The organism is Viridibacillus sp. d25.2 (genome assembly GCF_055456015.2).
On record NZ_CM196652.1, the window covers coordinates 114,638 to 139,064 of the forward strand.

Genomic DNA, 24,427 nt, shown 5'->3' on the forward strand with positions numbered 1-24,427 from the left:
ACTCCAGCTTTATTTATATAAATAACATTAAACTTTCTAAAAATGATGTATGGATTATTAGTATTTGCTTATTTACCCCTACAATTATTCTCTATCTAGCTGTTTATTGGGCAGGTACCATTTATTTTTTCATTTCCTTAACTGTTTTCTTTTATTGGTATACAAAAAAATTTCTACACTTTTTCACATAAGTACATTATTTTTAATTGCTATCCTGTTAGATTACTTTGCTACTATATTCGTATTTAACACAACCATACACCCTAAAGGAGAAATGTTACCGTTACTATTACATATTAGTATTTTCATCATTTTCTTTACGATTTCAACGCTAACCTTTAAGGCTGCACGTAAATTCTTTCAAAATAAATAAGATATCTTATTACTTTATACTATCTAAGAAAGAAGGCGAAATTATGCTTGCTATTGCTACAAAAGAATTCACGGAGATGACGAAAAGCTTTAAATCCTTATTTATTATTGCACTGTTCGTTCTCACATCATATTTTATGAGCTCATTCGTTTCAAAAAACCTAGCGAGTTTCGATTCAGGAACAAATGATTATACATCTGCCACCAGACTCCTTGTCTTATTATTTGGTTTTTTATTCGTCCTTATGCTCTCCCATGATGCGATAAGCCGTGAAACATCGACACAAACAATTCGTTTCCTTATTACGAAAACTTCACGCACAAATATTATTGTTGGTAAATTTTTAGGCGTTGCAGCCTTTTGGATGTTTTCTCTTGGTATTTCGCTCGTAATTGTGTCATTTTTTGCGAAGAGCATTCTTTGGCTTCCATTTATACAACTGTATAGCTTCCTTGTCTTTGCGATTGGGCTTTGCTTATTCATTTCTACAGTGGCAAAAACAACGAGTATGTCAATGATTCTTGGACTAGCTGTTGGCTTTATCACACCTTTTATAGGACTTTGGAGCATGTTCTCTGAAAAAGCGTGGTTAAAACCATTTCAGCTATTCCTTCCCTTCCAATATCAGCTAAAAGAAAATGGACTTATTCTCATTCCACTTTTAATTGGTTTAGGATTTGTTTCCGTTAGTATTTGGTATTTTAAACGAGGTGATTATTAATGAGTAACGTGCTAGTCGTAGAAAATTTAAAAAAATCATTTGAAAACACAAATGTCTTAAAGGGCGTTTCTTTCTCTATTGAACAGGGAGAAATATTTGGATTTCTTGGGCGAAATGGCGCAGGAAAGAGTACACTGATAAATATTTTAACAGGCGTTATACATCAAACAAGTGGCGATTTTCGAATCTTTGGTAAACCCTTGCATAATATCAAACATAAAATAGGCGTTTTTTCGGATGTTGATAATTTTTATAGTGAATGGAACCCAGTTCAGCATTTAAAATTCTTTGCAAAAATACAAAAACTTACCCTTAAACAAAAGGACATTGAGGAAAAACTTGCATTAGTTGGACTTTTAAAAGATAAGAAAAAGAAAGTGAAAAACTTTTCATTCGGTATGAAAAAGAAGTTAGGAGTTGCACAAGCATTAATCGGAGATCCTGCATTTATCATTTTAGATGAGCCAACATCTGGACTCGACCCTGAATCGGCTATTTATATGCGTGAACTTGTAGAAAAGGTTGCAAATAAAGGCACCACAGTCTTCATCACATCTCATAATTTAAATGAAATTGAAAAAATCAGTCATCGTATTGCAATTTTAAAGGATGGACAAATTAGCGTCATTGGCACCATGGACGAGCTTCGCGAACAATCACAAAACAAAATTCAGGTTGAAGTGACATTAAATCGTCCACTTAAAGAGGAAGACTTACCTACAATCACATTACCTTATCAATTAAATGAGCAACATTCACGTATTTTCGCACACAGCGAGCAAGAAATCGGGAATTGTATTCGCCAACTGGTTCTTGCTGGCTACGATATTTATAAGGTCATTCAATATGAAAAAACATTAGAGGATATTTTTCTACAAAATGAGGTGACACAGTAATAGGGAAATTTATTATCTTAACCATTGCGCTAATATTTAGTTATGTATTTTTAGCTTGGAAAATGAATGACAAGATTGGTCCTATTTTCATTATCTTAATTCTATTTAGTATTAATTACGTCGTAAGCCGTTTTTTAAATTCCTTAAAGAATAAAAAAACCACTAATAAATGATTATTATGATTACTTTAAACAATATCTCCCTAATTTAAGTGAAGATCTGTGACTTTTATGATTATGTAAGTAAGTTTCAGCTAAAGCGAAAATAGATTAATTATAGCGAACTTTTAAAAACATAAAAGAGATTGGGCATATCCAATCTCTTTAAGCTAGAACCACAACTAATCAACGCTATTAGTTATAAATTCTCCACCACCATTTATTTACGTTGCTTTATATCTCTTCCAAATATTCACGAATAACCTTTTCCACAATTTTAATCGCGGGCTTTCCTTCTCTTACTGCAACCATTTTCAATTCCTTATGTAGCGCCACATCCATATTAAATGTAGCTTTTTTAATTGGTTTATTATAATCCATTTCCGTTACCTTACCATCAGATTCCTGCATCCCTGTATTACTGTGTCGTTTAATTGACTAACTATATCTCTATTACATTTAGGTATCAGCGCTTCTTTTGGCTGTCTATTATATTCGTCCTTTACCTTTATATATGAAGGAAAGCATTAATTTTCAATAATACTCTTATTAAGTCCAATAATCTAAAACTTCCCCCATTCCATAAAAAAAGCCCGATTAAGCAGACATTTTCTAAAATGGCTTAATCGGGTTTCAAATTATAATTATGGAGGGAATATTTAACTACAATAGATATTTGATTGATTTGTTCAAGTACTAATCATGTTACTAATATACTCTAACATTCCATCATTTTTGCAATTAACTTTCGGTTACGCTTTTTAAACAACTCATTATGTGAGGAAACCATTCCAACACCATTTGCATCAGGCTCAATATATTTCTTTGCCTTATTTACCGCATTTGCTGCATCTTGGAATGCACCAGCGATTAAATTTACTTTGCCTTCGTATTTCACAATATCACCAGCCGCATATAGACCTGGTACTGATGATTCACCACATGAATTACTTTCTATATAAAAGTTGTCAGCTATTTCAACTTCGACTTCACTATTATGAAGTAAAGATGTATCTTGATCATAGCCATGATTAATAATGACTTCATCAATTTCTAAATATTCTACTTCACCACTTTGATGATTTGTTAATTCGATTTCCTCAATTTTTTCGCGGTTTTCACTAGCTATTAATTTTGTAATGGACGTGTTAAAAAAGGCGGTTACTGAACTCTCTAATAAGTGATTTACTTGTGATTCATGTCCATTTAGTTGATCTTTTCGGTATGTTAGATACACCTTTTTTGCAATTGGTTCTAGTTCATTTGCCCAATCAATTGCTGAATTACCACCGCCAGAAATGATCACTGTTTTATCTCTAAAACGTTGAATGGATTTTACGGTATAGTTCAAGTTTGATACTTCAAATTTTTCAGCTCCTTCAAGCTGAATTTTGGTTGGATTCAAAATACCACTACCTACCGCAACGATTAAAGTTTTAGAGTAATGTTTGGCTCCTGAAGCTGTTGTTAATTCAAAAATATTCACGTCATTTTTTACAATAGATTCTACTTTCTCATTTAACACAACGGTTGGATTGAATGTTAACCCTTGCTCCACTAATTGTTCAATTAGTTGCCCTCCAGGTATTGGTTTATGGCCACCTACATCCCATATCATTTTCTCAGGATAGACATGTAATTTACCGCCTAAATAAGGTTGAAACTCAATAATTTTCGTTTTCATCTCACGTAATCCACTATAAAAAGTCGAATATAACCCTGCTGGTCCTCCACCGATTACAGTGACATCAAATAACTCTATTTCTTCCATATTATATAACCCCTATTTACATACTAATTTATTTATATTTTCCAGCATCTTTATCATTTTAAAAAAATAATTGACAATCAATATCATTCGCTTTATATTTAAGCATGCGGAATGATACTGAAATTCATTCTCAATTGTAAACTATTAATTTTATTTTGTAAACGGAGGTTAGTCATATCATGGTTCGCCTATATACAGATGACTTAAGCATTGGTTATGGTGACCGTTTAATTGTCAAAGAATTGAGTATATCAATTCCTGATAAAAAAATCACAACGATCATCGGCGCAAATGGTTGTGGTAAATCAACGCTTTTGAAAACAATGACTCGTATTATTTCTCAGCAATCAGGTGCAGTCCTGCTAGATGGTGAAAATATTGCTAAGCAAAACACAAAGGACTTAGCGAGTAAAATGGCAATTCTCCCTCAAACACCAGAGAGTGTTAGTGGGTTAACCGTTGGAGAGCTCGTATCCTATGGACGTTTCCCTTATCAAAAAGGGCTTGGTCGACTAACAAAAGAGGATTATGACGTCATTGAATGGGCACTTGATGTAACAGGAACTACTGAATTCAAATATCGCTCTGTTGATGCATTATCGGGCGGTCAGCGACAACGTGTTTGGATTGCAATGGCACTTGCACAAGAAACAGAAATCATTTTTCTTGATGAGCCAACAACATATTTAGATTTGGCCCATCAACTAGAAGTTCTCAGCCTTTTACAAAAGTTAAACAAAGAACAAGAACGTACAATCATCATGGTATTACATGATTTAAATCAGGCAGCACGTTTTGCTGATTATATTATTGCATTAAAAGATGGGGAAATCGTGAAAGCTGGCAATTGTGAGGAAGTCATTACAGCTGATGTACTCGAAAAAGTATTCGCGATTGATGCCCATATCGGAATAGACCCTAGAACAAACAAACCTATGTGTGTCACATATGATTTATTAGAAGGAGCAAACAAATGAAAAAACTATTTTTACCATTCTTATTATTATTCGTTCTAATCATTGCCGCTTGTGGCAATAAAACCGAGGATAAAGCTGAGGATACCTCAGCAGATAAAAAAAATGAACCAACGACAATTACTTATGAATCTGAAAATGGTCCAGTAGAAGTGCCTGCCAACCCCAAAAAAGTAATAGTATTGGGTTCTTTTGCAGGTAACGTAATGGCACTTGATGTACCCCTTGTAGGTGTTGACTCTTGGGCGAAAATGAATCCTCGCTTTGATTCTTTAAAAGACGTTGAAGAAGTAACAGATGAAGATATAGAGAAAATTATTGAGCTTGAACCAGACTTAATCATTGGTCTTTCAACTGCTAAAAACATTGATAAATTAAAAGAAATTGCTCCAACAGTAACATTTACTTATGGCAAAGTAGACTACCTTACACAACACTTGGAAATTGGTAAATTATTGAATAAAGAAAAAGAAGCAAAAGCATGGGTTGACGATTTTAAAGAACGCGCTGCTACTGCAGGTGATGAAATCCGTGCAAAAATCGGGGAAGATACAACAGTTTCTGTCATTGAAAATTTCAATAAAGACCTATATGTATACGGCGATCACTGGGGCCGTGGAACAGAAATTTTATATCAAGAAATGAAATTAAAAATGCCTAAAAAAGTAGAAGAGTCAGTCTTAAAAGACGGCTACTATGCTTTATCTCAAGAAGTCTTACCTGATTATGCTGGTGATTATGTTATCTTAAGTAAATTCTCAGATGGTGATACTTCATTCCAAAAAACGAAAACATATAAAAACATTCCTGCTGTTAAAAATGGTCATGTATATGAAGCAAATGCTAAAGAATTCTATTTCAATGATCCTCTAACTCTAGAATTACAATTAGAATTCTTCAAAGACCATTTCTTAGGAAAATAAGCATCACTAATTTTAAAATAGGAATGATGATTAACTATGACAAAAGAAAAACAACAATCCATACCGTTTGTTATTAAATTCATAGTAGGAATTATCGTTCTGATCTGTATATTTACAGTAGCTATGGTATTCGGTGCTGCAAATACTTCTGTAAGAGAAGTATGGTTAGCTATTACTTCAGATTCAGCGAGTGATACCATTACGATGATTCGAGAAATCCGTTTACCAAGAGAGGTCGGCGCCATTTTTGTTGGTGCCGCCCTTTCTGTTGCGGGTGCTATTATGCAAGGCATGACACGAAATCCATTAGCAGATCCTGGATTGCTAGGACTAACTGCCGGCGCAAATGCTGCTCTAGCTATCACTTTTGCTTTTCTACCATCCATAAACTATTTCGGTATTATGATTGCTTGTTTCATAGGTGCCGCAATTGGAGCTATTTTAGTATTTGGAATTGGCATGTTAAAAAGAGGTGGATTTTCTCCACTGCGAATGGTGTTAGCCGGAACTGCAGTCTCTGCATTCCTTTATGCAATAGCTGACGGGGTAGCCTTATACTTTAAAATTTCAAAAAACGTGTCTATGTGGACAGCAGGGGGCCTTGTCGGTACTGCATGGAGTCAGCTACAGCTAATTATACCTATTATTATTGTAGGTCTAATTGTAGCTCTGCTTCTCTCAAGACAGCTTACATTGCTAAGTTTGAGTGAAGAGGTAGCTGTTGGCTTAGGTCAAAATACAATGCGCGTTAAGATGGTTTTATTTTTTATCATTATCATTTTAGTTGGAACATCTGTAGCACTTGTAGGGAATATGGCATTCATCGGTTTAATGGTACCTCATATCGTACGTGCCATTGTCGGTACAGATTATCGCCTTGTTATTCCAATGTCTGCAATCACTGGAGCTACTTTTATGCTTTTAGCTGATACAGTGGGGCGAACAATTAACGCACCTTATGAAACACCTATTGCAGCAATTTTTGCGATTCTAGGCCTACCATTCTTCTTAATCATCGTTCGTAAAGGGGGCAAAGTATTCTCATGATTGCACCTTATTTGATTAGAAGACAAAGATTAATCATATTTGTACTATGTGCTTTAATAATAGCTACATTTATTATAGGTTTAGGCATGGGCGCATCTTCTGTTACATTCGACCGCATCATTCCTACACTTCTTGGTAACGGTACTTTTAAAGAAGAGTTTGTGCTCTTTTCAATCCGATTACCGCGTATTCTTATAACAGTTTTGGCGGGTATGGCGCTTGCCTTATCTGGTTCTATTTTGCAAAGTATTACACGCAATGACTTAGCAGATCCAGGGATTATCGGGATTAATGCTGGCGCTGGAGTTGGCGTAGCTATTTTCTTTTTATTTTTCCCTGTTGATGTTGGAACATTCGTTTATGCCCTACCAGCAATCGCTTTTTTAGGTGCTTTACTAACAGCTATTTTGATATATGCTTTTTCTTATAGTAAGAAAGAGGGTCTACAACCTGTACGTTTAGTATTAGTTGGGATAGGCTTTTCCATGGCGCTTTCTGGTGTAATGATCGTCCTCATTTCATCAGCGGAGCGCACGAAAGTTGATTTTATCGCCAAATGGCTTGCGGGTAATATTTGGGGAACTGACTGGCCTTTTGTCTGGGCAATTTTGCCTTGGCTAGCTATATTAATCCCTTTCACACTATTTAAGGCGAATAAGCTAAACTTATTAAACTTGAGTGAACCTGTTGCTATAGGAGTGGGCATTTCGCTAGAGAAGGAAAGAATTATTTTACTTTTAACTGCTGTAGCTTTAGCTGCTTCTGCAGTTTCAGTGACGGGTGGTATTGCCTTCATTGGACTTTTGTCGCCCCACATTGCGAAAGCATTAGTAGGACCGAGAAATCAATTGTTCATACCAGTAGCTATTTTAACTGGCGGTTGGCTGTTATTACTTGCGGATACTATAGGACGTAATATTATAAGCTTCAGTAGCATTCCAGCAGGTATTATCGTATCTCTAATTGGTGCACCGTACTTCATTTACTTGTTATTTAGAAAATAGACAAGAACCTCTCATTTAATGAGAGGTCAGACTGTAGATAAACTCGAAGAAATTCGAGTTTGTCTGCGGTCTTTTTTATTTTAAAAATAGATAAGATTATTCTTACTTTCAATTATTAAAATGAATGAGTAAATAGAAAAGTAGAAGGGAGCACTTTTTTGGTTTGGAGAAGCGTGCGCTACGCTCCTGCGGAAATAGCGAGACAGGAGCGTAGCGACGAAGCGGCTCGGCACTCGCCCGCGGAAAGCGAGTGGTAAGCTTCGGAAAACCTGGTTTATCCCATATATATAGAAAACAGAAGCGATTACTTTATTGGTTTGGAGAAGCGTCCGCTCGACTCCTGCGGGATTAGCGAGACAGGAGAGACCCTGCAGGAGCGTAGCGACGAAGCGGCTCGGCGCTCGCCCGCGGAAAGTGAGTGGTAAGCTTCGGAAAACCTAGTTTATCCTTTTTGGATATCAAAGCAAAATAAATATTAGGATTAGAGCTAAAATAATTTGGAATAGCCCAATTCCACCTGCATAACCGGATAATTTCCATCCATGCTGTGCTAAATCTTTTACATTAACACTCATACCAATACCCGCAAGTGCAATGATCTCCAAGTAGTTTCCAAAAACTTTTATCGGATGTGTAACTGATGTTGGAAATAAAAAAACGCTATTGATTACGCACAATAATAGGAATCCTGCAACATACCAAGGGACAATCGATCCAATATTGAATTTTTCTTTAGTAGCTTCTCGTACTTCTTGATTTGCTATTTTTATACGTTTTAGAACAAATACAACTACTGCTAAGAAAATGATTCTGCTAATTTTAAAAATTTCTGCCTGATTTTTCACAGCCTCACCCACAATGCTTCCACTGGCAACAACTTGCCCTACGGATTGCAATGTACCACCGATTAGAGCTGAAGAAGGCAGAACGTTATTATGAAAAACTGTACTTGTGATAACAGGTAAAAGAACCATCATAACCGTACCTAATAAATTTACAATTGTTATGGATACAGCCATATCTGACGTTTTTGCATGGATAGCTGGCGCAGTTGAAGCAATTGCAGAAGACCCGCAAACAGCATTACCGCTCGCCATCAATAATCGGAAATCTTCATCAAAACTCAATTTTTTTCCTAACCATAAGACAAAAGCAATTGTTCCAGCCATTTGAATAAGAATATACGATATGCCTGTTATGCCAATAGCAAATAAAGAATTAAACGTTAACGTTGCACCCAATAAGATAATTGAATAGTATAGTAGTTTACTCTCAGAAAACTTTATTCCTGGCCTTAATATTGTTTTAAACCCAAACTTTAAATTACCGACCAGAATGCCTATTAAAATAGCAAATAATCCACTGCCTAAGCTTGGAAAAAAATGACCAAATACCATTCCAATAAGGGCAATAACAACGCAAAATATCAATCCAGGTAGAATGCTTATTACTTTCCTCATTTTTTTACCCCATTTATTTTTGTTTGTACCTAAACTTTACTGGAGAAATAATAATCAGTAAAATACATATAAATAATTAATACTATTAGTATTTCTAATTAAGGAGGAATTTAATGTATTACGATGCTTTGAAGACATTTGTTGCTTTAGCAGATATTAAAAATTTCACGAAAACAGCTGAATACCTCCATATTTCTCAGCCCAGTGTCAGTTTACACATAAAAAATTTAGAAACCGAATTTAATACGCAATTATTTTTACGCTCACCTAAATCGCTAAAAATTACCCCCTCCGGTGAAATTCTTCACGAACGCGCTAAACAAATGTTGGCCATTTATGATCAAACAAAATCGGATATTCTAACCCTCCAAAATGAAATATCAGGGAAACTTCTTATTGGTGCAAGCTTTACCATAGGCGAATACGTACTACCTTCATTACTCGTTACCTTACAGCAACAACATCCTGAACTCGACCTAGAAGTAATAATCGGTAATACCGATGAAATTGTCGAAGCCGTTCATTCGCTGAAGGTAGATATCGGCTTAATCGAGGGGCAAACAACCAATAAAGAGTTAATAGTAGAACCCTTTATGGAAGACGAGTTATTGTTAGTCGCATCTCCGTCTCATGTACTTGTCAAAAAAGAAAGCATAACCTTTCAAGACTTACATAATCACATATGGCTAACTCGAGAAGAAGGCTCAGGGACACGTAATTACTTACTGCATGTACTAGAATCTAATAGTATTAATATTAAATCGCTAATATCTATTAGCAGCAATCAAGGATTAAAAGAATTTATGTTGCAAGGAACTGATGGGCTTACACTACTATCAAAGAATGTTATTGAACACGAATTAAAAAGAAAAACACTCGCTGTAATCCCACTAGAAGACCATATTTTTAAAAGAAATTTTTCCTATGTATACTCACCCATTATGGGAAATAAAAAGATTACCTCCATGTTCATAAAAGAAATAAAAAATAAGTGGCCCATCTAAAAAGCCGCTTCTTACACCAATAGAATGATGTAGGAAACGGCTTTCTTATTTAATAATACCCCTATTGTTTTAACGTACGTTTTAAAAATGCTTTTGTACGTTCATTTTTTGGATGGTTAAAGATTTGCTCTGGTGGACCTTCTTCCACTATTACCCCTTTATCCATGAAAACGACACGGTCTGAAACTTCCCTTGCAAATTCCATTTCATGTGTCACTATTAACATCGTAAGACCTGTACCTGCTAATTCCTTCATTACTTTTAAGACTTCTCCTACCATTTCTGGATCAAGTGCGGAAGTAGGCTCATCAAAAAGTAAGACCTCGGGTTCCATTGATAATGCTCTAGCAATAGCTACACGTTGCTTTTGACCACCCGATAATTGATGTGGTTTCGCATTTACATAACGATTTAAACCGACAACCTTTAAGTATTTCATCGCAACTCGCTCAGCTTCACTTTTAGAACGTTTTAAAACCTTCGTTTGACCTACAATACAGTTTGTTAACACATTAAGATTATTAAACAAATTGAATGATTGGAATACCATACCAAGCTTTGTACGATAATTATTAATATTATGGTTGTTATCTAGAATATTCTCGCCATGATAAATAATCTGCCCTCCGCTTGGTCTTTCTAATAAGTTAATACAGCGGAGTAGCGTAGACTTCCCAGATCCTGAAGAGCCAATGACACAGACAACTTCCCCCTTGTTTACAGAGAAATCAATGTCTTTAAGAACCTCATGAGTGCCAAAGGATTTGCTTAGATGTTGTATCTCGATTACATTTTTCATAAGTCTATCTCCTTTGTTTGCAATCATGCTTTTTTGCCTTCTACTTGAGCTAAATCATCAATCATTTGATAGTTTTGTGGACCATCTAATCGTTTTTCAAAATAGCGTAAAATTTTCGTAACTGTGAATGTCATGACTAAGTATAAAACACCTGCTACGAAGAATGATTCAAAGTATCGGAAATTATTGCCTGAAACAGATTTTGTTTGGAAGTAAAGTTCTGTTACTCCAATTACATTCAATACCGCTGTATCTTTAATATTCATAATAAATTGGTTACCTGTTGATGGTAAAATATTTCGTAAAACTTGTGGTAACACTACATGAACCATTGTTTGCCAATGATTCATACCAATTGCTTGAGCACCCTCAAATTGCCCCTTGTCTACTGAGATAATACCCCCACGTACAATTTCAGCCATATACGCTCCCGTATTAATAGCGACGATAAAAATCGCAGCAAATGTGCGGTCCATATCTATACCAAATGCTAGAGCAGAACCATAGAAAATCACCATTGCTTGCACGATCATTGGCGTTCCACGGAAAAATTCCACATATATTGTAAGAAGTGCATTAATTAATCTTAAGAAAATTCTCTTTACTCCACGTTCAGGCTTTGGAATCGTATTAATAACACCAATCAATAACCCAATAATAGCTCCAAAAATCGTACCAACAATAGCAATGAATAATGTCATCCATGCCCCGCGAAGGAACATTTCCCAGTTGTCAGTTACGATGCTAATAATCCAATCAATACTCATACTGTTCCTCCTCCAAAAGCAGTAATACCGACTGCTACATATGCAGCCGACATAAAACATACATTATTTTGCAGCTGGTTGGTTTTTAATCGCTTTATCCATAATTTCTGTACGCTCTTCTTCAGAGATATCTTTTAAAATTTTATTAATTTTATCTTTTAACTCGCTATCTTTTTCAATACCTACAGCAATTGCTGTATCTTCTTCGGACGCTTTAAAGCCATCTGTGAATTCAACCATTACGTATTTGTCATTTGCAGAAGAAGCACTGATACCCTCTGGACGCTCAGATACATAACCATCAATCACACCAGATTCAAGTGCTACACGCATTGCAGGGAAGTTATCCATTGCAGCTTGTTTTTTAACACCAGTAATTTGATCTATTACCTCGTAGTGTGTTGTATTTAATTGACCTGTAATTTTGGCACCACTAAAATCTTGGATTGAAGTAGCTTTCTCGTATTTACTGCCCTTTTTAACAACCATTACATAATTTGAGGTATAGTAGTTATCAGTGAAATCAATTGTCTCTTTACGCTTTTTAGTTGGTGACATACCCGCCATTATTGCATCAATTTTACCTGAAGTTAATGAAGGTACTAGACCGTCCCATTCTGTTTTGACGATTACTAATTCTTTACCTAAAGAATCTGCCACACGTTTTGCAATTTCAACATCATAACCGCCAGCATATTCTGCGTTACCAGAGATCTTCACGGCACCATTTGAATCATCTTTTTGTGTCCAGTTAAACGGAGGGTATCCCGCTTCCATACCAATTGTGAATGTTTCTTTTTTCGTTTCCCCTTTAGTAGATTCACCCGAACCTGAATCCGTAGTTTTAGATCCACAACCTGCTAATAGTAAAATAGCAAGTAGCGTCATAACAGAAAAAATTGCCCAAGTTTTTTTCATATTATATTCTCCCCCTTCAAATAATATCCTTAATTTTCTTTTAAATACTAAAAAAGGCTATTGTACGTATAAAAAACGCGTCCTAAGATGAACTCAGGTCGCATTGTACAATAGCCTAAATCCTCTACTTATCCCTTAATGAGATAGCTCAACTCAACGAACTAGGACGTTCATTGAGACAGTCCTGCAGTTATTAACTGCAGACCCAGCAAGTAACATCGAGTGTATTACAAACTTCGGCGACATCTCCTTCTCCATAGTTTCATAGTTTCTCAAGCTCCACTAAAGACTAATAGATATCGCGCCTCTACCTCACCAATTAAAAAGTGAGGTTTGTATTCAATTATCGTTGTACACAGTCTACAGTAACGAACTTTTACTGTCAATAACCTTTCGATTAAATAATCAGAATAATATCGTTTTTCTTACAATTTTTTTTAGCCTCTAACAATATTAGATTCAGCGTACGTAACTTCACCTGTTGTAGCATTAATCTTATCAATTGCACCATTTTCAGAAGGAGCGTTAATAGAGTAATTTAAGCTATAAATTGTCATTTCATCATCTTCATCTATCTCTTCAAAACGTGAAAGTTTCATCTGCAAATTTTGTTTATATATAGCATCCGCTTCTGGTAATGAAATTATCGGTGTAATATTAATCCCTCGAATAGACTCCATGTTTAAAGCACTATACAGACATGAACGAATAATTCCTGTATGTATACCTACCTCAATTAGGACAGAATAATTCTCTAATTTGTATTCATGGAAATATGGGATAAAAGTAAACATAGTTGTTGGTTCATCCTCATGTTCGTCAACATACTCGTCTTCATCATATTCATCCACATTGAAGAGATCCTCATCTGAATTATCATCAAATTCTTCTGTATCTTCATTTAATACAGATTGCTCTTCAAGCATGTATTTATCGTGTATATCACCAGAAATAATCTCTAAAAATTGCATTGCGTTATCTTTCAATTGCTCAAAAGGTAACACAGTCTTTACCTCTGTATCCCAAACTACATTAGATTCATAATTAGCGCCTGCATCATCAAAATGTAATACTTCAATTACAGCTTCTGCATCTTCACCATCTGCATCCAGGTCTTCCGCAACATACCAATATAAATTACCATCTTCTTCTCGCAATACATATTGATCTGTTGCACCTAATAACTTTGGTAGTGCCTTTGTTACTTGAACAGGCGTAACAGCAAATTGTTCAAGTTCTGTTTCACTGAACAACTGACTTGCTTTTTGAACTTTCCCATCAACAGTAACGCCTATATAATCTCGAATTGGTTGATAGACTAGTTCAAATTCTCCTTGTTCTTCATTTTCTTCGATGCCTAATTCCACTAATGTCTCTTTACATAAAATCTCTCTAGCTTCATCTTCTGTTATTTCTACTTTTGGGTATGTAAGCTGGTAGTACTCTTGGAATATAGTTGCCGCTGTAATAGTACCATATGAATTAATCTCAATTACAGCACCAGAATTAGGTAAAGGGAGTTTTAGTTTTTTATCTGTTGCCTCATAAACTACTAAATATTCGCCTTCCCCAATCTCAGAGGAATTACTAAATTGTACTACTTCACGACCGAAATCCTTCATAAAGGACTCTGTAATATGTAAAATTTCATCCATCTCAAGTTCTTCTAGACTTTCTAGCTCAACACCATTATTTTCTACTAATTTATCAAAGTCAATGTTGATATTAGTCAGCTCTTTGTCATCCGTTACTTCAATATAACCATAATTGACATCATTGCGTGCATCAAGGACTTCCATACTATCTTCCATCGTTTCATCTTCATTGATCATAATCGATGGCTGTCCAATTAAATACTTCTTCAATTTCATTTCTATCTCTATCATACGATGCTCCCTTTCAAGAAATATATTATTGTTACTATAATATTAACTTCTTAAACAGTGAATTACTATCAAATAGGACATTATATAAAAAAATAATCTGCAAATAACGTCATATTTCTAATTTAAAAGAATAAAACTAAAAAAAAATGAAAAAAGACCCACACTCAGCAGATCTTTTTTCCCGTCATTATCCAATTAAAACTAATTTAACAATTAAATATATTCTGTACACAATAACTTTCCGTTGGGTATATATTCTCACCCAAATAACATTTTATTATCATTTTAATCTGTTTTTAAGTCATTTAAAATCAAATATATATCTAAATAATATTCTTAGTATTTTGGGCCATCTAATTCTTGATAGGCTTGTTGATATTTACCGCCATCAGCAACTTCTGCATGATATAAAGCTTTCAATGCATAGTTTTTCTCAAGGTCCAACGATTTTTTTAACTCTTTAAATTTTGTATGCAACTCTTTATTTTCATTAATCAATTGTTGCATTTGTGGTTTACTGTATTTCAAAAGATTTTCATCTCCTTTCAGATGTTTAATCTATTGAATAAGTATACCACTAATCGCGAGGCTTTATAACGTCCACTATTTACATAAACAAAGCAAAATCTTATGAATTTCTAAGAGAAGATACAATTGAAATAATTGAAAGTGAGTTTGGCATAATTTATTGCACGTTTCTATTCTGCTTATGAATTAGTGAAGTTCAAAATAATCCTCTTATTAATAAAAAAATATCCCTTGTTCTATCTCATTGCCAATTTCATTCTAGGAATTTCAATGTATATTTCTTTGAAATTTTCTAATACTAATCTTATAAATATCTTTTTCATTAGTACATAAGAATTCCCCTCCTTACACACTTTGTCTCCAAATATATTTCATAGAAAAGAATGAAAACGCTTATTATTTTTTGACATAAAGATGAAAATGATGTAAATTACTAAAAGACGAACGTTTTATTTTAATAGATAATAATTATTCGGTTTTAGGAGTGTATTTTATGGAGAATGTATTTGATTACGAAGATATTCAATTGGTTCCTGCAAAATGTATTGTAAATAGTAGATCTGAATGTGATACCTCTGTTACTTTAGGTGAACATACATTTAAATTGCCGGTAGTACCTGCAAATATGCAAACAATTATTGACGAAAAAGTAGCCATTCAATTAGCTGAAGATGGGTATTTCTATATAATGCATCGTTTTGAACCAAGTAAACGTGTAGATTTCACTAAAGATATGCAAGCTCGTGGATTGATAGCTTCAATTAGCGTCGGTGTGAAAGAAGAAGAGTATGAATTCATTGAACAATTAGCAGCAGATAAGATAATTCCTGATTTCATCACAATCGACATTGCACACGGTCATTCTAATGCTGTAATTAATATGATTCAACATATAAAGAAACACTTACCTGCTAGCTTTGTAATCGCCGGTAACGTTGGTACGCCAGAAGCTGTTAGGGAATTAGAAAATGCTGGAGCTGATGCTACCAAGGTCGGTATTGGACCAGGTAAAGTATGTATTACAAAGATTAAAACTGGCTTTGGTACAGGTGGCTGGCAGTTAGCTGCTCTGCGCTGGTGTTCAAAAGCTGCTACTAAACCGATTATCGCAGATGGTGGAATCCGTACAAATGGTGATATCGCTAAATCTGTACGCTTTGGTGCTTCAATGGTCATGATCGGTTCGCTATTTGCTGGACACGAAGAATCTCCAGGTAAAACAATTGAGAAAGACGGTAAACTTCTTAAAGAATACTTTGGTTCAGCTTCTGAATTCCAAAAAGGTGAGAAGAAGAACGTCGAAGGTAAAAAACTGTATGTAGAGCATAAAGGCTCTCTAAAGGATACACTTGTTGAAATGCAGCAAGACCTTCAATCATCTATCTCTTATGCAGGTGGCAAAAAACTTGACGCTATTCGTACAGTAGATTATGTTGTCGTTAAAAACTCTATCTTTAATGGAGATAAAACGTACTAAGAACTTATAACGCATTATAACCGCCAAAAATTTTTGGCGGTTTTTCTATTTCTCTATTTTTGTTTATTTTCTACGATTTCAACAAACTTTGTTGAAGCTGGTGATAGAGGTACACTTTTTAAAAAGCATACGCCTATACTCCTTTTCGGGATCTCTTCTATTAAAGGCACTTCATATAATATTCCTTTATTTAAATACTCTTTGGAAAATTCTTTAGTTACGCAAGCTATTCCCAAATTTATTTTAGCAAACTCTAATAACAAATCATGTGAACCTAGTTCAAATTCTGGTGAAATTTTAACACCTTTTGTCATAAGATAATCATCTACATATTTCCTAGAGACAGATTGCTGTTCAAGTAATATTAGTGGCAGATTTACTATTGAAGCAAAACTAAGTGGCTCCGTAAGGGTCTTCTTGTATTTTTCCCCACAAACGAATATATCTTGGACATCAATACAGGGTTTAAGCTCCAATGTAGGATCATCAATGGGAAAGTTACAGAAAGCAATATCGACCTCTCCTGTTTTTAATACTGTACAAAGCTCCAATGTTGTACCATTCATTATTTTGAATTTAATATTGGGGTACTGATTATAAAAAGCTTCTAAATAAGGCAGTAAAAAATACTTCGAGATGGTATCACCTACACCTATTTTCAATTCACCCGTTGTTAGGTCTTTAAATTCTAAAAGCTTTTCTTCTCCAACATGAAGTAAGTTGATAGCTGAATTTGCATATTCGAATAACAGACTACCTTCGTACGTTAAAGATACCCCTTTAGGTGTTCTATTAAATAGTCGGATATCAAGTTCGTTTTCTAATTGTTTAATCGCCTGACTAACAGCTGGTTGTGTCATATATAGATCATTTGCTGCTTTTGAAAAACTCGAGCTTTTCCCCACTTTACAAAATACTTTATATAAATCTAATTTGCTTACCATATAAACTCACCTTATACCTATCATTTGATATATTAATTTTACTTATACCACTATTTAGAGGTATATTACAAGTTGTGGGAATAAAAAAACAATAGTAAACAATATAGCAATGAGGAGCGATTATTTTGGAAAGAGTAGTTGGAACAGTTGTAAGAGGTCTTCGTGGCCCAATTATCAATCAAGGTGATAGTATCGAAGATATCGTTGTAGAAAGTGTATTAAAAGCTTCAGAAGTTGAAGGCTTTACTATTCAAGATAAAGATATCGTGACAGTAACAGAATCAATCGTTGCTCGCGCTCAAGGTAATTACGCTTCAATTGATCACATCGCAAAAGATGTTAGTGCTAAATTTGGAGATGGCACTGTAGGCGTTATTTTCCCTATATTGAGCCGTAACCGTTTTGCTATTTGTCTTCGTGGTATTGCAAAAGGTGCTAAAAAAGTTGTCTTAATGCTTAGCTACCCATCAGATGAAGTAGGTAACCACTTAGTTGATCTTGACATACTTGATGAAAAAGGTGTTAACCCATGGACAGACGTGTTAACTGAAAAACAGTTCCGCGAATTATTCGGGCACAACAAACACACTTTCACTGGTGTTGACTATATCGATTACTACAAATCATTAGTTGAAGAATATGGCGTTGAATGTGAAGTAATCTTCTCAAACAATCCAAAAACAATTTTAGAATACACTAAGAGCGTGCTAACTTGTGATATCCATACAAGATTTAGAACAAAACGAATTTTAAAAGCTAACGGTGGAGAAAAAATTTACAGCCTAGATAACATCTTAGCTGAATCAATTGATGGTAGTGGCTTCAACGAAAGTTATGGTCTACTAGGTTCAAACAAATCAACAGAAAACAGTGTGAAACTTTTCCCACGTAATTGCCAACCTGTTGTAGATAAAATTCAACAAACGCTAAAAGAGAAAACAGGCAAGAATGTTGAAGTTATGATTTATGGTGATGGCGCATTCAAAGATCCTGTAGGTAAAATATGGGAGCTTGCTGATCCAGTTGTATCACCTGCTTACACAGCTGGTCTTAATGGCACACCGAATGAAATCAAATTAAAGTATCTAGCTGATAATAACTTTGCTGATTTAAGAGGAGAAGAACTTAAAAAAGCTATCTCTGAATACATTGATAATAAAGGAACTGACCTTGTAGGAGCAATGGAAGCACAAGGTACTACACCTCGTCAACTTACTGACTTAATCGGTTCTCTTTCTGATTTAACATCAGGTAGTGGTGACAAAGGTACTCCAATGATCTTTATCCAAGGTTACTTTGATAACTATACTAAATAAGATTTAAACAGCACTTCTATCTAAAAAGAGAGAATAGGAAATTGTCTATTCTCTCTTTTTATTTTAAAGAGTTATATTTCATGTCACATTTCCTCTATTGGTAGTTTTTTAAGTTTCAATAGCCATTCCTTTCTCCACAAACCCCTGCACAACCTGTTAATTTTCCGTTTGATTCAATAATTCAATGACAAGGAATAACAATCTTAATTTATTTTTTCCATTTGCATTTCCTACTGCTCTAATGGCTTTTTCAATTTCTATTGAGACAGCAATATCCTTATAAGACGCTGTTTTCCATAAGAAATACTTGTTAATGCGTTCCAGCCGATAATTAAAATAACGCTTTATGTCCTAACCAAACTTCTATATCAACGCTACCTTGAACGGCTAATAATCGGTATAAATATCGATAAGGCACTCTATATTTTGTTAAGTCGGGTATTTCCATTACCCTTTCATAACCCTTTTTAAAATCTTGGACTGATTTTTCATCTAGCACATATTCTAATGCAATAAAATCTAACTCTCTAGGAGCTATCACATATGCTTCCGTATCCACAAGACCAGTGATCTCCCTACCGTCCGATAAAAACTGGGTTGGATCCATATCAACTAGCACAAACGTAGAGTATTCAGGTACAGGTAATCCATTGATTAAATTATTTATTTCAGGGAGCATACACTTTATTCGTTCCTCTTTAAAATGAAATCGGGATACTAAGTCAATTACAGCATCTTTCATATGTTGATTAAATTCTTCTAAACTTACTTGATAGCTCCTTGATGGATTACCTACGAAATTTTCTTTATATTGATGAATTTTAGCCAAACCTTCTCCAAAACTTTGCAAAACTGAAGATGGCAGATCAATAAATGACTCGACTACTTGTCCTTTTAATTTTTCTACAACAACGAATTCTTTTGTTAGGATCCTCCCCTTATCTATTACTTTTGGTATTGGTATTGAAGTAAGGTTACTCAATGTATTATTTACATGTTCTAATTCATAAGCTCGCCTTGGGTCAATTCCAAATAACCTTTTACATCCCCACCAAAATTCATTATTAGGATTACCTTCCATTTTAGAAGATCGTACAACCACTTCTTGATTATCTGTTTTAACCAACCATACATCACTAGCGTGATCTTCATAACCAGGGCTTAATTCCAGCGTATCTTTAATTGGATCTTTAAATAAAAATTGTAAATCCATAAAATCTCCCTACTTTCAAAATACATACTTTACTAATGTATTTTTCTATAACAACTCTACGTTCTCCTTTATAGTTTTTTTCTAAAAGTTATAAAACAAACAAAAACCTTTTTTAGTTAAAATTTTTACTAAAAAATGAAATATTATTTAAAAAAGGTATTTTAAACCGTATAAAAGACTTATATTAATGTGCAATTTGTGCGATTTAAAATATTGAAAAAATTAGGGGGATTTTTGTTAAAAATAGGTAAAAATAGGGCTTGTAAGATATTATAAGAGGTTAACAATTTAAATGATGAATCCATTTTTTCCTTTTGAATAAAAATAAGAGGATGCAATCATAGCTAATTTAAATAATCTAACCGAATTTGAAGAACTCTACGTGGAATTTCAACGACAAGTATCTATTAAGTAGAGATAAATGGTAATGACTAGAGCCCAATGATGATATCAATCATTTAATAAGTATTTATGAGCATGTGTTAATGAATATTGCTACAAAGAAAGAGGTGAAAAGCGAATGACACATCTAACCATTAAAAGAAGATTACCATTATGATAGCTATTCTACTTCATTGTTTTTTGCTGCAATAAATCAAACAATCATCGGCATTGTGATGCCAAGTATCATTGCTAAACTTGGAGGTATGGGTCATTATGGCTGCTGTGGCTGTTATTATTGCTTTATTTTTAAAAGAAATTCCTTTGAGTAAAGGGGGGTTAATCACCCCCCTTTTATTTTTGGATACGTGTTACAGTTGGTGGGCGCCATTGGCCATTTAGTGCACTCCTTTTCGGCCAATACATTCTAAGTAAGAGATTAAATGGTTCAAGGGGTGCTGGTAACCAGTTACTCTCACTTTCTTGTCCAGGAGAAACAGGTTGAATAAATAAATCTAATGAACCATCCACGTTATATTCTAGAGAACCAAGATGTGGACTAATGGCATAACGGTTTAAATGATTCTCCACCAGTAAACCAGCAGAATTATAAAGTGTTATAGACCAAAATGCATTTACTGGAGGCAAATGCCCGACATCAAAACGAATTCTATAATTAGACTGACCATCTAAAGAGACATTATAGTTATCACCAAAACTGTACGCGTAAATGCTATCCTGCGGAACATTTGCTCCGAATAAAGTAAGTGCAACCGCTGCCCTTTGCTGATAATTTGTTCCATAATTACCGATATCATTTAGTAGCGTACTCCACCCGCTATTATTATTATTCAAGATTCGTTGACTAACAGATTGAATATAAATCGGGCCGTTGTGTACAGCATTTATTAATGCCCATTGAACTGCTGGATGTAGTGTATAGAAATTAAAATTCTCATTCGGTATTAGACCTAATGTACAAAGCTTTGCAGTCATTTCATAGGATTGAATAGCAGGATAAGGTGGATTCTGATACATAAGTTTCATCATTAATTGAAAAAATGCAGGTGCATCCATTGTCGTGATTAGTTCTTTAGGTGGCTCTTTATTAATAATGATTTGATTACTTGAAGATGAGCTTGCATAGTTATAATTTAATTCATAAATCCTTTTTAAAGAATATTTTTCTTGAATAGCATGCACCGCTTGATAATCTTGTGGTCCATTCGTTTGAGTTCTTCCTGTAATCCAAACTGTATTTGTAGGAGCATTAATAATTGAAATGTTTGAAGGGAGTTTTCCCCGCCAATTTGGTCCAACAATGGCAAATTGCTGTTCAGTTGTCCCTGTCGTACGTGCACCGATAGAAGCAAAGACATTTGAATAAGCATCTAGCATTGGTAAGAGATAATATCTATTATCAGTATTCGGAACTTGCAATATAAATGGGCCATCTCTCAAATCAAGCCATGCAGAAGAATAGAGCGTATCTACATTAGGTCTAACCACCTCAGTAAATCGAGGTGTAGATAATACCTTTTGATGATAAAATCTATTCTTCTGCGCTAAACTAACGACTCCCTTCCTCTTCGTTAATTCCATAAGGATGAGAGGGAATCCATACACATATGCATCCATTGCAAAGTCGTTAATAATCTTTTCCGAATTAACTATCTGCTCTTTATCCCCCCCTAACGGATCTATCCACATATCATTAAATTGCGGTGTATACATTCGATTCCTCCTACATAAATTATTCTTGATAGAAGCCTATACAGTTTATGCAAAGAAAAACTTAGAGAAACAGGCCATTATAGAATAATTAAAAGGGAGATAAGTTCGTATTGAAATCAAATAATACTAAAAAGTATTCTTTTCAAACTCATGTTATAAGGAAAGGTATTAGTTATGGAACTTGCCTATCTATGATTATTTCTTATACTGCGTATCACTCCATAGGGTGGGCTGTTATACATGGGTGTTTTAGCTGGCTTTACGTTATCTATTACTTAATCAAATATTCACCTGATATATTTTAGAAAGTAGAAAAGACCTCTAGCAAACTCTAGAAGTCTTCTTTAGTATTAATCAATGGCTGTTTAATATATGCCTCACAGCTATTTATTAACAGGTTCATCTTGCTCTAAAGGCAACGTCACAAAAAATGTAGTCTGTTCACCTAGTTGGCTTTGCACCGAGATTCTGCCATCATGCATGTCTATAATCTTTTGCACGATAGAAAGCCCTAAACCACTGCCCCCGTTTGATACTGCTCTCGATTTATCTGCTTTAAAAAAACGTTCAAAAATATGTTTCTGATCTTCTTCTCTCATCCCTATTCCATTATCAGTAATGGAAATAGTCACGGTATCATTTTGATTAGATGAACGAATACAGATCATTCCTCCATCTGGAGTAAACTTAATACTGTTACTAATCAAATTCATCCACACCTGATTCATCAAATCTTCATCAGCAACTACTGTAATATTTTCCAACTCGATATCCATTTCAATATTTTTAATTAACCATCTTGGTTCACAGGATAAAACAACATTGCGTAATTGTTTATCTAATCGATACTGCTTCGGCTCAAATGGGTGATGTTGTGATTCTAAAGACGTTAACTTTAATAAATTATCACTGATTTTCGATAATCGCTGGCTTTCCATCTCAATAATTTCTAAATAATGTTGTCGTTTTTCATCTGGCAAATCAATGTTTTTCAAAGCTTTTGCAAAACCATTAATCGAGGTTAATGGAGATTGAATTTCATGCGAAACGTTAGATATAAACTCTTGGCGCATTTTCTCCATTTCTCCTAATTCAATTGCCATATGATTTATCCCACTAATGAGCTGTCCAAAGTGATCTTCGTCATCGTCTGATTTCAAGTCTAATTTGACGCTAAAATCCCCTTTCGCAATTCGTCCTATAGCATCAACTATCGTATCCCAATAACTACGCTGCCTTTTCAATCCAAATAGAAAGAAAATAGCAACAGTACATGCAAAAAGGATAAAGACACCTATTACAGTATAAAACTGTTGCCAAAACCCTTGAGGATGCTTGCCAAGCCAATCATATATCAGAGATGTCACATGATACGAAATAAACGCAAAGAGCGTATTAGTTAAGAGAAAAAGTATAAACATACTCAATATTTTTAACGCAATTATCCATTTCTTCATGCCCCTAACTCCAATCGATAACCGAGCCCCCGGATAGTCCGTATTGTGAATGCACTTTTGTCTTCAGGGAATCGCTCTCGAAGTCTTTTAATATGGACATCTACCGTACGATCATCACCCTCATAGTCATATCCCCATATTTCTTCTATTAACTGTTCACGTGAGAATGTCTTCCCTGGGTAACTAGCTAATGTAAATAATAATTCAAATTCTTTTAATCGAAGAGTAATATTTTCTCCTCTATACATTAGTTCATAGGTTTCTCGATTCATCTTAACATTACCGACTTCTACTGTTTGGGATAAAGAAATACGGTAACGCTTTAGAATAGATTTAACACGAACGATTAATTCTGCAGGCTCAAATGGTTTTACAAGATAATCATCTGTACCTAGGTTAAATCCTTTTACTTTTTGTGCAGTTTCCCCTTTTGCAGTCAACATAAGGATTGGCAAATCGCTATTTAGCTTTCGTATTTCTTGGCATAACTCCCATCCATCCATATTCGGCATCATAATATCCATAATTACCATATCAACTTTTCCTGACTCTAGCTTGGACAGTGCATCAACACCGTCCACCGCTTCCAGTATACTCATACCCTCATTTTGTAAAAATACGCTTACTAACTCTCTAATATGTTCATCATCATCCACAACTAATAATCTTGTCATGA

General features: G+C 34.6%; 22 protein-coding genes, 1 pseudogene and 1 riboswitch. Of the genes and pseudogenes, 9 read left to right on the forward strand and 14 right to left on the reverse strand.

Going from position 1 to position 24,427, the window contains the following annotated elements; translation table 11 throughout:
• The first annotated feature begins 416 nt into the window (after positions 1-416).
• Positions 417-1,094: an ABC transporter permease gene (locus tag ACZLO7_RS00620; protein WP_464940901.1), complete on the forward strand. Its 678-nt coding sequence runs from the start codon at positions 417-419 to the stop codon at positions 1,092-1,094.
• Positions 1,094-1,990 carry an ABC transporter ATP-binding protein gene (locus ACZLO7_RS00625; protein WP_464940900.1) on the forward strand — a complete coding sequence of 299 codons (897 nt, stop codon included), beginning with the start codon at positions 1,094-1,096 and terminating at the stop codon, positions 1,988-1,990. The genes ACZLO7_RS00620 and ACZLO7_RS00625 overlap by 1 nt, the downstream gene beginning before the upstream one ends.
• A 392-nt stretch (positions 1,991-2,382) precedes the next feature.
• Here ACZLO7_RS00625 and ACZLO7_RS00630 read toward each other — a convergent pair whose 3' ends face one another.
• Together ACZLO7_RS00630 and ACZLO7_RS00635 are read right to left on the reverse strand one after the other, a co-directional pair.
• Positions 2,383-2,559 (reverse strand): hypothetical protein, encoded by a 177-nt coding sequence (locus ACZLO7_RS00630; protein WP_464940899.1) that lies wholly within the window; start codon positions 2,557-2,559, stop codon positions 2,383-2,385.
• Positions 2,560-2,866: 307 nt separating this feature from the next.
• Positions 2,867-3,919, reverse strand: coding sequence for an NAD(P)/FAD-dependent oxidoreductase (locus tag ACZLO7_RS00635; protein WP_464940898.1), 1,053 nt, complete (start codon positions 3,917-3,919; stop codon positions 2,867-2,869).
• 179 nt (positions 3,920-4,098) lie between these two features.
• Between ACZLO7_RS00635 and ACZLO7_RS00640 the strand changes: the two genes are divergently transcribed.
• Genes ACZLO7_RS00640 through ACZLO7_RS00655 form a run of 4 tightly spaced genes read left to right on the forward strand, consistent with a single transcriptional unit; the run spans position 4,099 to position 7,867 of the window.
• Complete coding sequence (locus tag ACZLO7_RS00640; RefSeq protein ID WP_464940897.1) at positions 4,099-4,896, forward strand: ABC transporter ATP-binding protein; 798 nt, start codon at positions 4,099-4,101, stop codon at positions 4,894-4,896.
• The gene (locus ACZLO7_RS00645; protein WP_464940896.1) at positions 4,893-5,816 is read left to right on the forward strand and encodes an iron-hydroxamate ABC transporter substrate-binding protein; all 924 of its coding nucleotides are present in this window, start codon (positions 4,893-4,895) and stop codon (positions 5,814-5,816) included. Before ACZLO7_RS00640 ends, ACZLO7_RS00645 begins: the two co-directional genes overlap by 4 nt.
• A 36-nt stretch (positions 5,817-5,852) precedes the next feature.
• Positions 5,853-6,863 (forward strand): FecCD family ABC transporter permease, encoded by a 1,011-nt coding sequence (locus tag ACZLO7_RS00650; RefSeq protein WP_464940895.1) that lies wholly within the window; start codon positions 5,853-5,855, stop codon positions 6,861-6,863.
• Positions 6,860-7,867, forward strand: a complete 1,008-nt coding sequence (locus ACZLO7_RS00655) for a FecCD family ABC transporter permease (protein ID WP_464940894.1) — start codon at positions 6,860-6,862, stop codon at positions 7,865-7,867. The genes ACZLO7_RS00650 and ACZLO7_RS00655 overlap by 4 nt, the downstream gene beginning before the upstream one ends.
• 458 nt (positions 7,868-8,325) lie before the next feature.
• Here the strand turns inward: ACZLO7_RS00655 and ACZLO7_RS00660 are convergent, their stop codons facing one another.
• The gene (locus ACZLO7_RS00660) at positions 8,326-9,327 is read right to left on the reverse strand and encodes a YeiH family protein (protein WP_464940893.1); all 1,002 of its coding nucleotides are present in this window, start codon (positions 9,325-9,327) and stop codon (positions 8,326-8,328) included.
• Between the two features lie 113 nt (positions 9,328-9,440).
• On the opposite strand from ACZLO7_RS00660, the gene ACZLO7_RS00665 reads away from it, so the two are divergent.
• A complete protein-coding gene (locus ACZLO7_RS00665) occupies positions 9,441-10,331 on the forward strand; it encodes a LysR family transcriptional regulator (protein WP_464940892.1) in 891 nt (296 codons plus the stop codon).
• A gap of 61 nt (positions 10,332-10,392) precedes the next feature.
• Here ACZLO7_RS00665 and ACZLO7_RS00670 read toward each other — a convergent pair whose 3' ends face one another.
• The 5 genes from ACZLO7_RS00670 to ACZLO7_RS00690 form a co-directional block, all read right to left on the reverse strand.
• Entirely contained in the window at positions 10,393-11,130 is a 738-nt protein-coding gene (locus ACZLO7_RS00670; protein WP_464940891.1) for an amino acid ABC transporter ATP-binding protein, read from the reverse strand.
• Between the two features lie 23 nt (positions 11,131-11,153).
• Positions 11,154-11,897: an amino acid ABC transporter permease gene (locus ACZLO7_RS00675; protein ID WP_464940890.1), complete on the reverse strand. Its 744-nt coding sequence runs from the start codon at positions 11,895-11,897 to the stop codon at positions 11,154-11,156.
• A 63-nt stretch (positions 11,898-11,960) separates the two neighbouring features.
• Positions 11,961-12,815, reverse strand: coding sequence for a transporter substrate-binding domain-containing protein (locus tag ACZLO7_RS00680; protein ID WP_464940889.1), 855 nt, complete (start codon positions 12,813-12,815; stop codon positions 11,961-11,963).
• A gap of 136 nt (positions 12,816-12,951) precedes the next feature.
• Positions 12,952-13,133: riboswitch (Lysine riboswitch) on the reverse strand.
• Positions 13,134-13,252: 119 nt separating this feature from the next.
• Positions 13,253-14,701: a hypothetical protein gene (locus ACZLO7_RS00685; RefSeq protein ID WP_464940888.1), complete on the reverse strand. Its 1,449-nt coding sequence runs from the start codon at positions 14,699-14,701 to the stop codon at positions 13,253-13,255.
• A 336-nt stretch (positions 14,702-15,037) separates the two neighbouring features.
• On the reverse strand, positions 15,038-15,229 hold the full coding sequence (locus ACZLO7_RS00690) for a hypothetical protein (protein WP_427752874.1): 192 nt from the start codon (positions 15,227-15,229) through the stop codon (positions 15,038-15,040).
• A gap of 493 nt (positions 15,230-15,722) precedes the next feature.
• On the opposite strand from ACZLO7_RS00690, the gene guaC reads away from it, so the two are divergent.
• The gene (gene guaC, locus ACZLO7_RS00695) at positions 15,723-16,706 is read left to right on the forward strand and encodes a GMP reductase (protein ID WP_464940887.1); all 984 of its coding nucleotides are present in this window, start codon (positions 15,723-15,725) and stop codon (positions 16,704-16,706) included.
• 53 nt (positions 16,707-16,759) lie between these two features.
• On the opposite strand, the gene ACZLO7_RS00700 is transcribed toward guaC, so the two are convergent.
• Positions 16,760-17,650 (reverse strand): LysR family transcriptional regulator, encoded by an 891-nt coding sequence (locus ACZLO7_RS00700; RefSeq protein ID WP_464940886.1) that lies wholly within the window; start codon positions 17,648-17,650, stop codon positions 16,760-16,762.
• Positions 17,651-17,775: 125 nt separating this feature from the next.
• Between ACZLO7_RS00700 and ACZLO7_RS00705 the strand changes: the two genes are divergently transcribed.
• Positions 17,776-18,966, forward strand: coding sequence for a coenzyme F420-0:L-glutamate ligase (locus tag ACZLO7_RS00705; protein WP_464940885.1), 1,191 nt, complete (start codon positions 17,776-17,778; stop codon positions 18,964-18,966).
• Between the two features lie 83 nt (positions 18,967-19,049).
• On the opposite strand, the pseudogene ACZLO7_RS00710 reads toward ACZLO7_RS00705, so the two are convergent.
• The 5 genes and pseudogenes from ACZLO7_RS00710 to ACZLO7_RS00730 form a co-directional block, all read right to left on the reverse strand.
• A pseudogene (locus ACZLO7_RS00710) lies at positions 19,050-19,289 on the reverse strand (methylated-DNA--[protein]-cysteine S-methyltransferase); the annotation flags it as partial.
• Between the two features lie 8 nt (positions 19,290-19,297).
• Positions 19,298-20,179 carry a phosphotransferase gene (locus ACZLO7_RS00715; protein WP_464940884.1) on the reverse strand — a complete coding sequence of 294 codons (882 nt, stop codon included), beginning with the start codon at positions 20,177-20,179 and terminating at the stop codon, positions 19,298-19,300.
• A gap of 735 nt (positions 20,180-20,914) precedes the next feature.
• Positions 20,915-22,294, reverse strand: coding sequence for a DUF1254 domain-containing protein (locus ACZLO7_RS00720; protein WP_464940883.1), 1,380 nt, complete (start codon positions 22,292-22,294; stop codon positions 20,915-20,917).
• Positions 22,295-22,677: 383 nt separating this feature from the next.
• Positions 22,678-23,751 carry a sensor histidine kinase gene (locus tag ACZLO7_RS00725; protein ID WP_464940882.1) on the reverse strand — a complete coding sequence of 358 codons (1,074 nt, stop codon included), beginning with the start codon at positions 23,749-23,751 and terminating at the stop codon, positions 22,678-22,680.
• Positions 23,748-24,425: a response regulator transcription factor gene (locus ACZLO7_RS00730; RefSeq protein ID WP_464940881.1), complete on the reverse strand. Its 678-nt coding sequence runs from the start codon at positions 24,423-24,425 to the stop codon at positions 23,748-23,750. Before ACZLO7_RS00730 ends, ACZLO7_RS00725 begins: the two co-directional genes overlap by 4 nt.
• Positions 24,426-24,427: the final 2 nt, after the last annotated feature.

Bases quoted from the DNA above. Each gene is read 5' to 3' on its own strand.
- ACZLO7_RS00650 (WP_464940895.1), top strand. From the start codon at position 5,853: ATGACAAAAGAAAAACAACAATCCATACCGTTTGTTATTAAATTCATA.
- ACZLO7_RS00665 (WP_464940892.1), top strand. From the start codon at position 9,441: ATGTATTACGATGCTTTGAAGACATTTGTTGCTTTAGCAGATATTAAA.
- ACZLO7_RS00685 (WP_464940888.1), bottom strand. From the start codon at position 14,701: ATGATAGAGATAGAAATGAAATTGAAGAAGTATTTAATTGGACAGCCA.
- ACZLO7_RS00640 (WP_464940897.1), top strand. From the start codon at position 4,099: ATGGTTCGCCTATATACAGATGACTTAAGCATTGGTTATGGTGACCGT.
- ACZLO7_RS00700 (WP_464940886.1), bottom strand. From the start codon at position 17,650: ATGGTAAGCAAATTAGATTTATATAAAGTATTTTGTAAAGTGGGGAAA.
- ACZLO7_RS00680 (WP_464940889.1), bottom strand. From the start codon at position 12,815: ATGAAAAAAACTTGGGCAATTTTTTCTGTTATGACGCTACTTGCTATT.
- guaC (WP_464940887.1), top strand. From the start codon at position 15,723: ATGGAGAATGTATTTGATTACGAAGATATTCAATTGGTTCCTGCAAAA.
- ACZLO7_RS00720 (WP_464940883.1), bottom strand. From the start codon at position 22,294: ATGTATACACCGCAATTTAATGATATGTGGATAGATCCGTTAGGGGGG.
- ACZLO7_RS00655 (WP_464940894.1), top strand. From the start codon at position 6,860: ATGATTGCACCTTATTTGATTAGAAGACAAAGATTAATCATATTTGTA.
- ACZLO7_RS00715 (WP_464940884.1), bottom strand. From the start codon at position 20,179: ATGGATTTACAATTTTTATTTAAAGATCCAATTAAAGATACGCTGGAA.
- ACZLO7_RS00730 (WP_464940881.1), bottom strand. From the start codon at position 24,425: ATGACAAGATTATTAGTTGTGGATGATGATGAACATATTAGAGAGTTA.
- ACZLO7_RS00645 (WP_464940896.1), top strand. From the start codon at position 4,893: ATGAAAAAACTATTTTTACCATTCTTATTATTATTCGTTCTAATCATT.
- ACZLO7_RS00675 (WP_464940890.1), bottom strand. From the start codon at position 11,897: ATGAGTATTGATTGGATTATTAGCATCGTAACTGACAACTGGGAAATG.
- ACZLO7_RS00725 (WP_464940882.1), bottom strand. From the start codon at position 23,751: ATGAAGAAATGGATAATTGCGTTAAAAATATTGAGTATGTTTATACTT.
- ACZLO7_RS00630 (WP_464940899.1), bottom strand. From the start codon at position 2,559: ATGCAGGAATCTGATGGTAAGGTAACGGAAATGGATTATAATAAACCA.
- ACZLO7_RS00660 (WP_464940893.1), bottom strand. From the start codon at position 9,327: ATGAGGAAAGTAATAAGCATTCTACCTGGATTGATATTTTGCGTTGTT.
- ACZLO7_RS00625 (WP_464940900.1), top strand. From the start codon at position 1,094: ATGAGTAACGTGCTAGTCGTAGAAAATTTAAAAAAATCATTTGAAAAC.
- ACZLO7_RS00670 (WP_464940891.1), bottom strand. From the start codon at position 11,130: ATGAAAAATGTAATCGAGATACAACATCTAAGCAAATCCTTTGGCACT.
- ACZLO7_RS00620 (WP_464940901.1), top strand. From the start codon at position 417: ATGCTTGCTATTGCTACAAAAGAATTCACGGAGATGACGAAAAGCTTT.
- ACZLO7_RS00635 (WP_464940898.1), bottom strand. From the start codon at position 3,919: ATGGAAGAAATAGAGTTATTTGATGTCACTGTAATCGGTGGAGGACCA.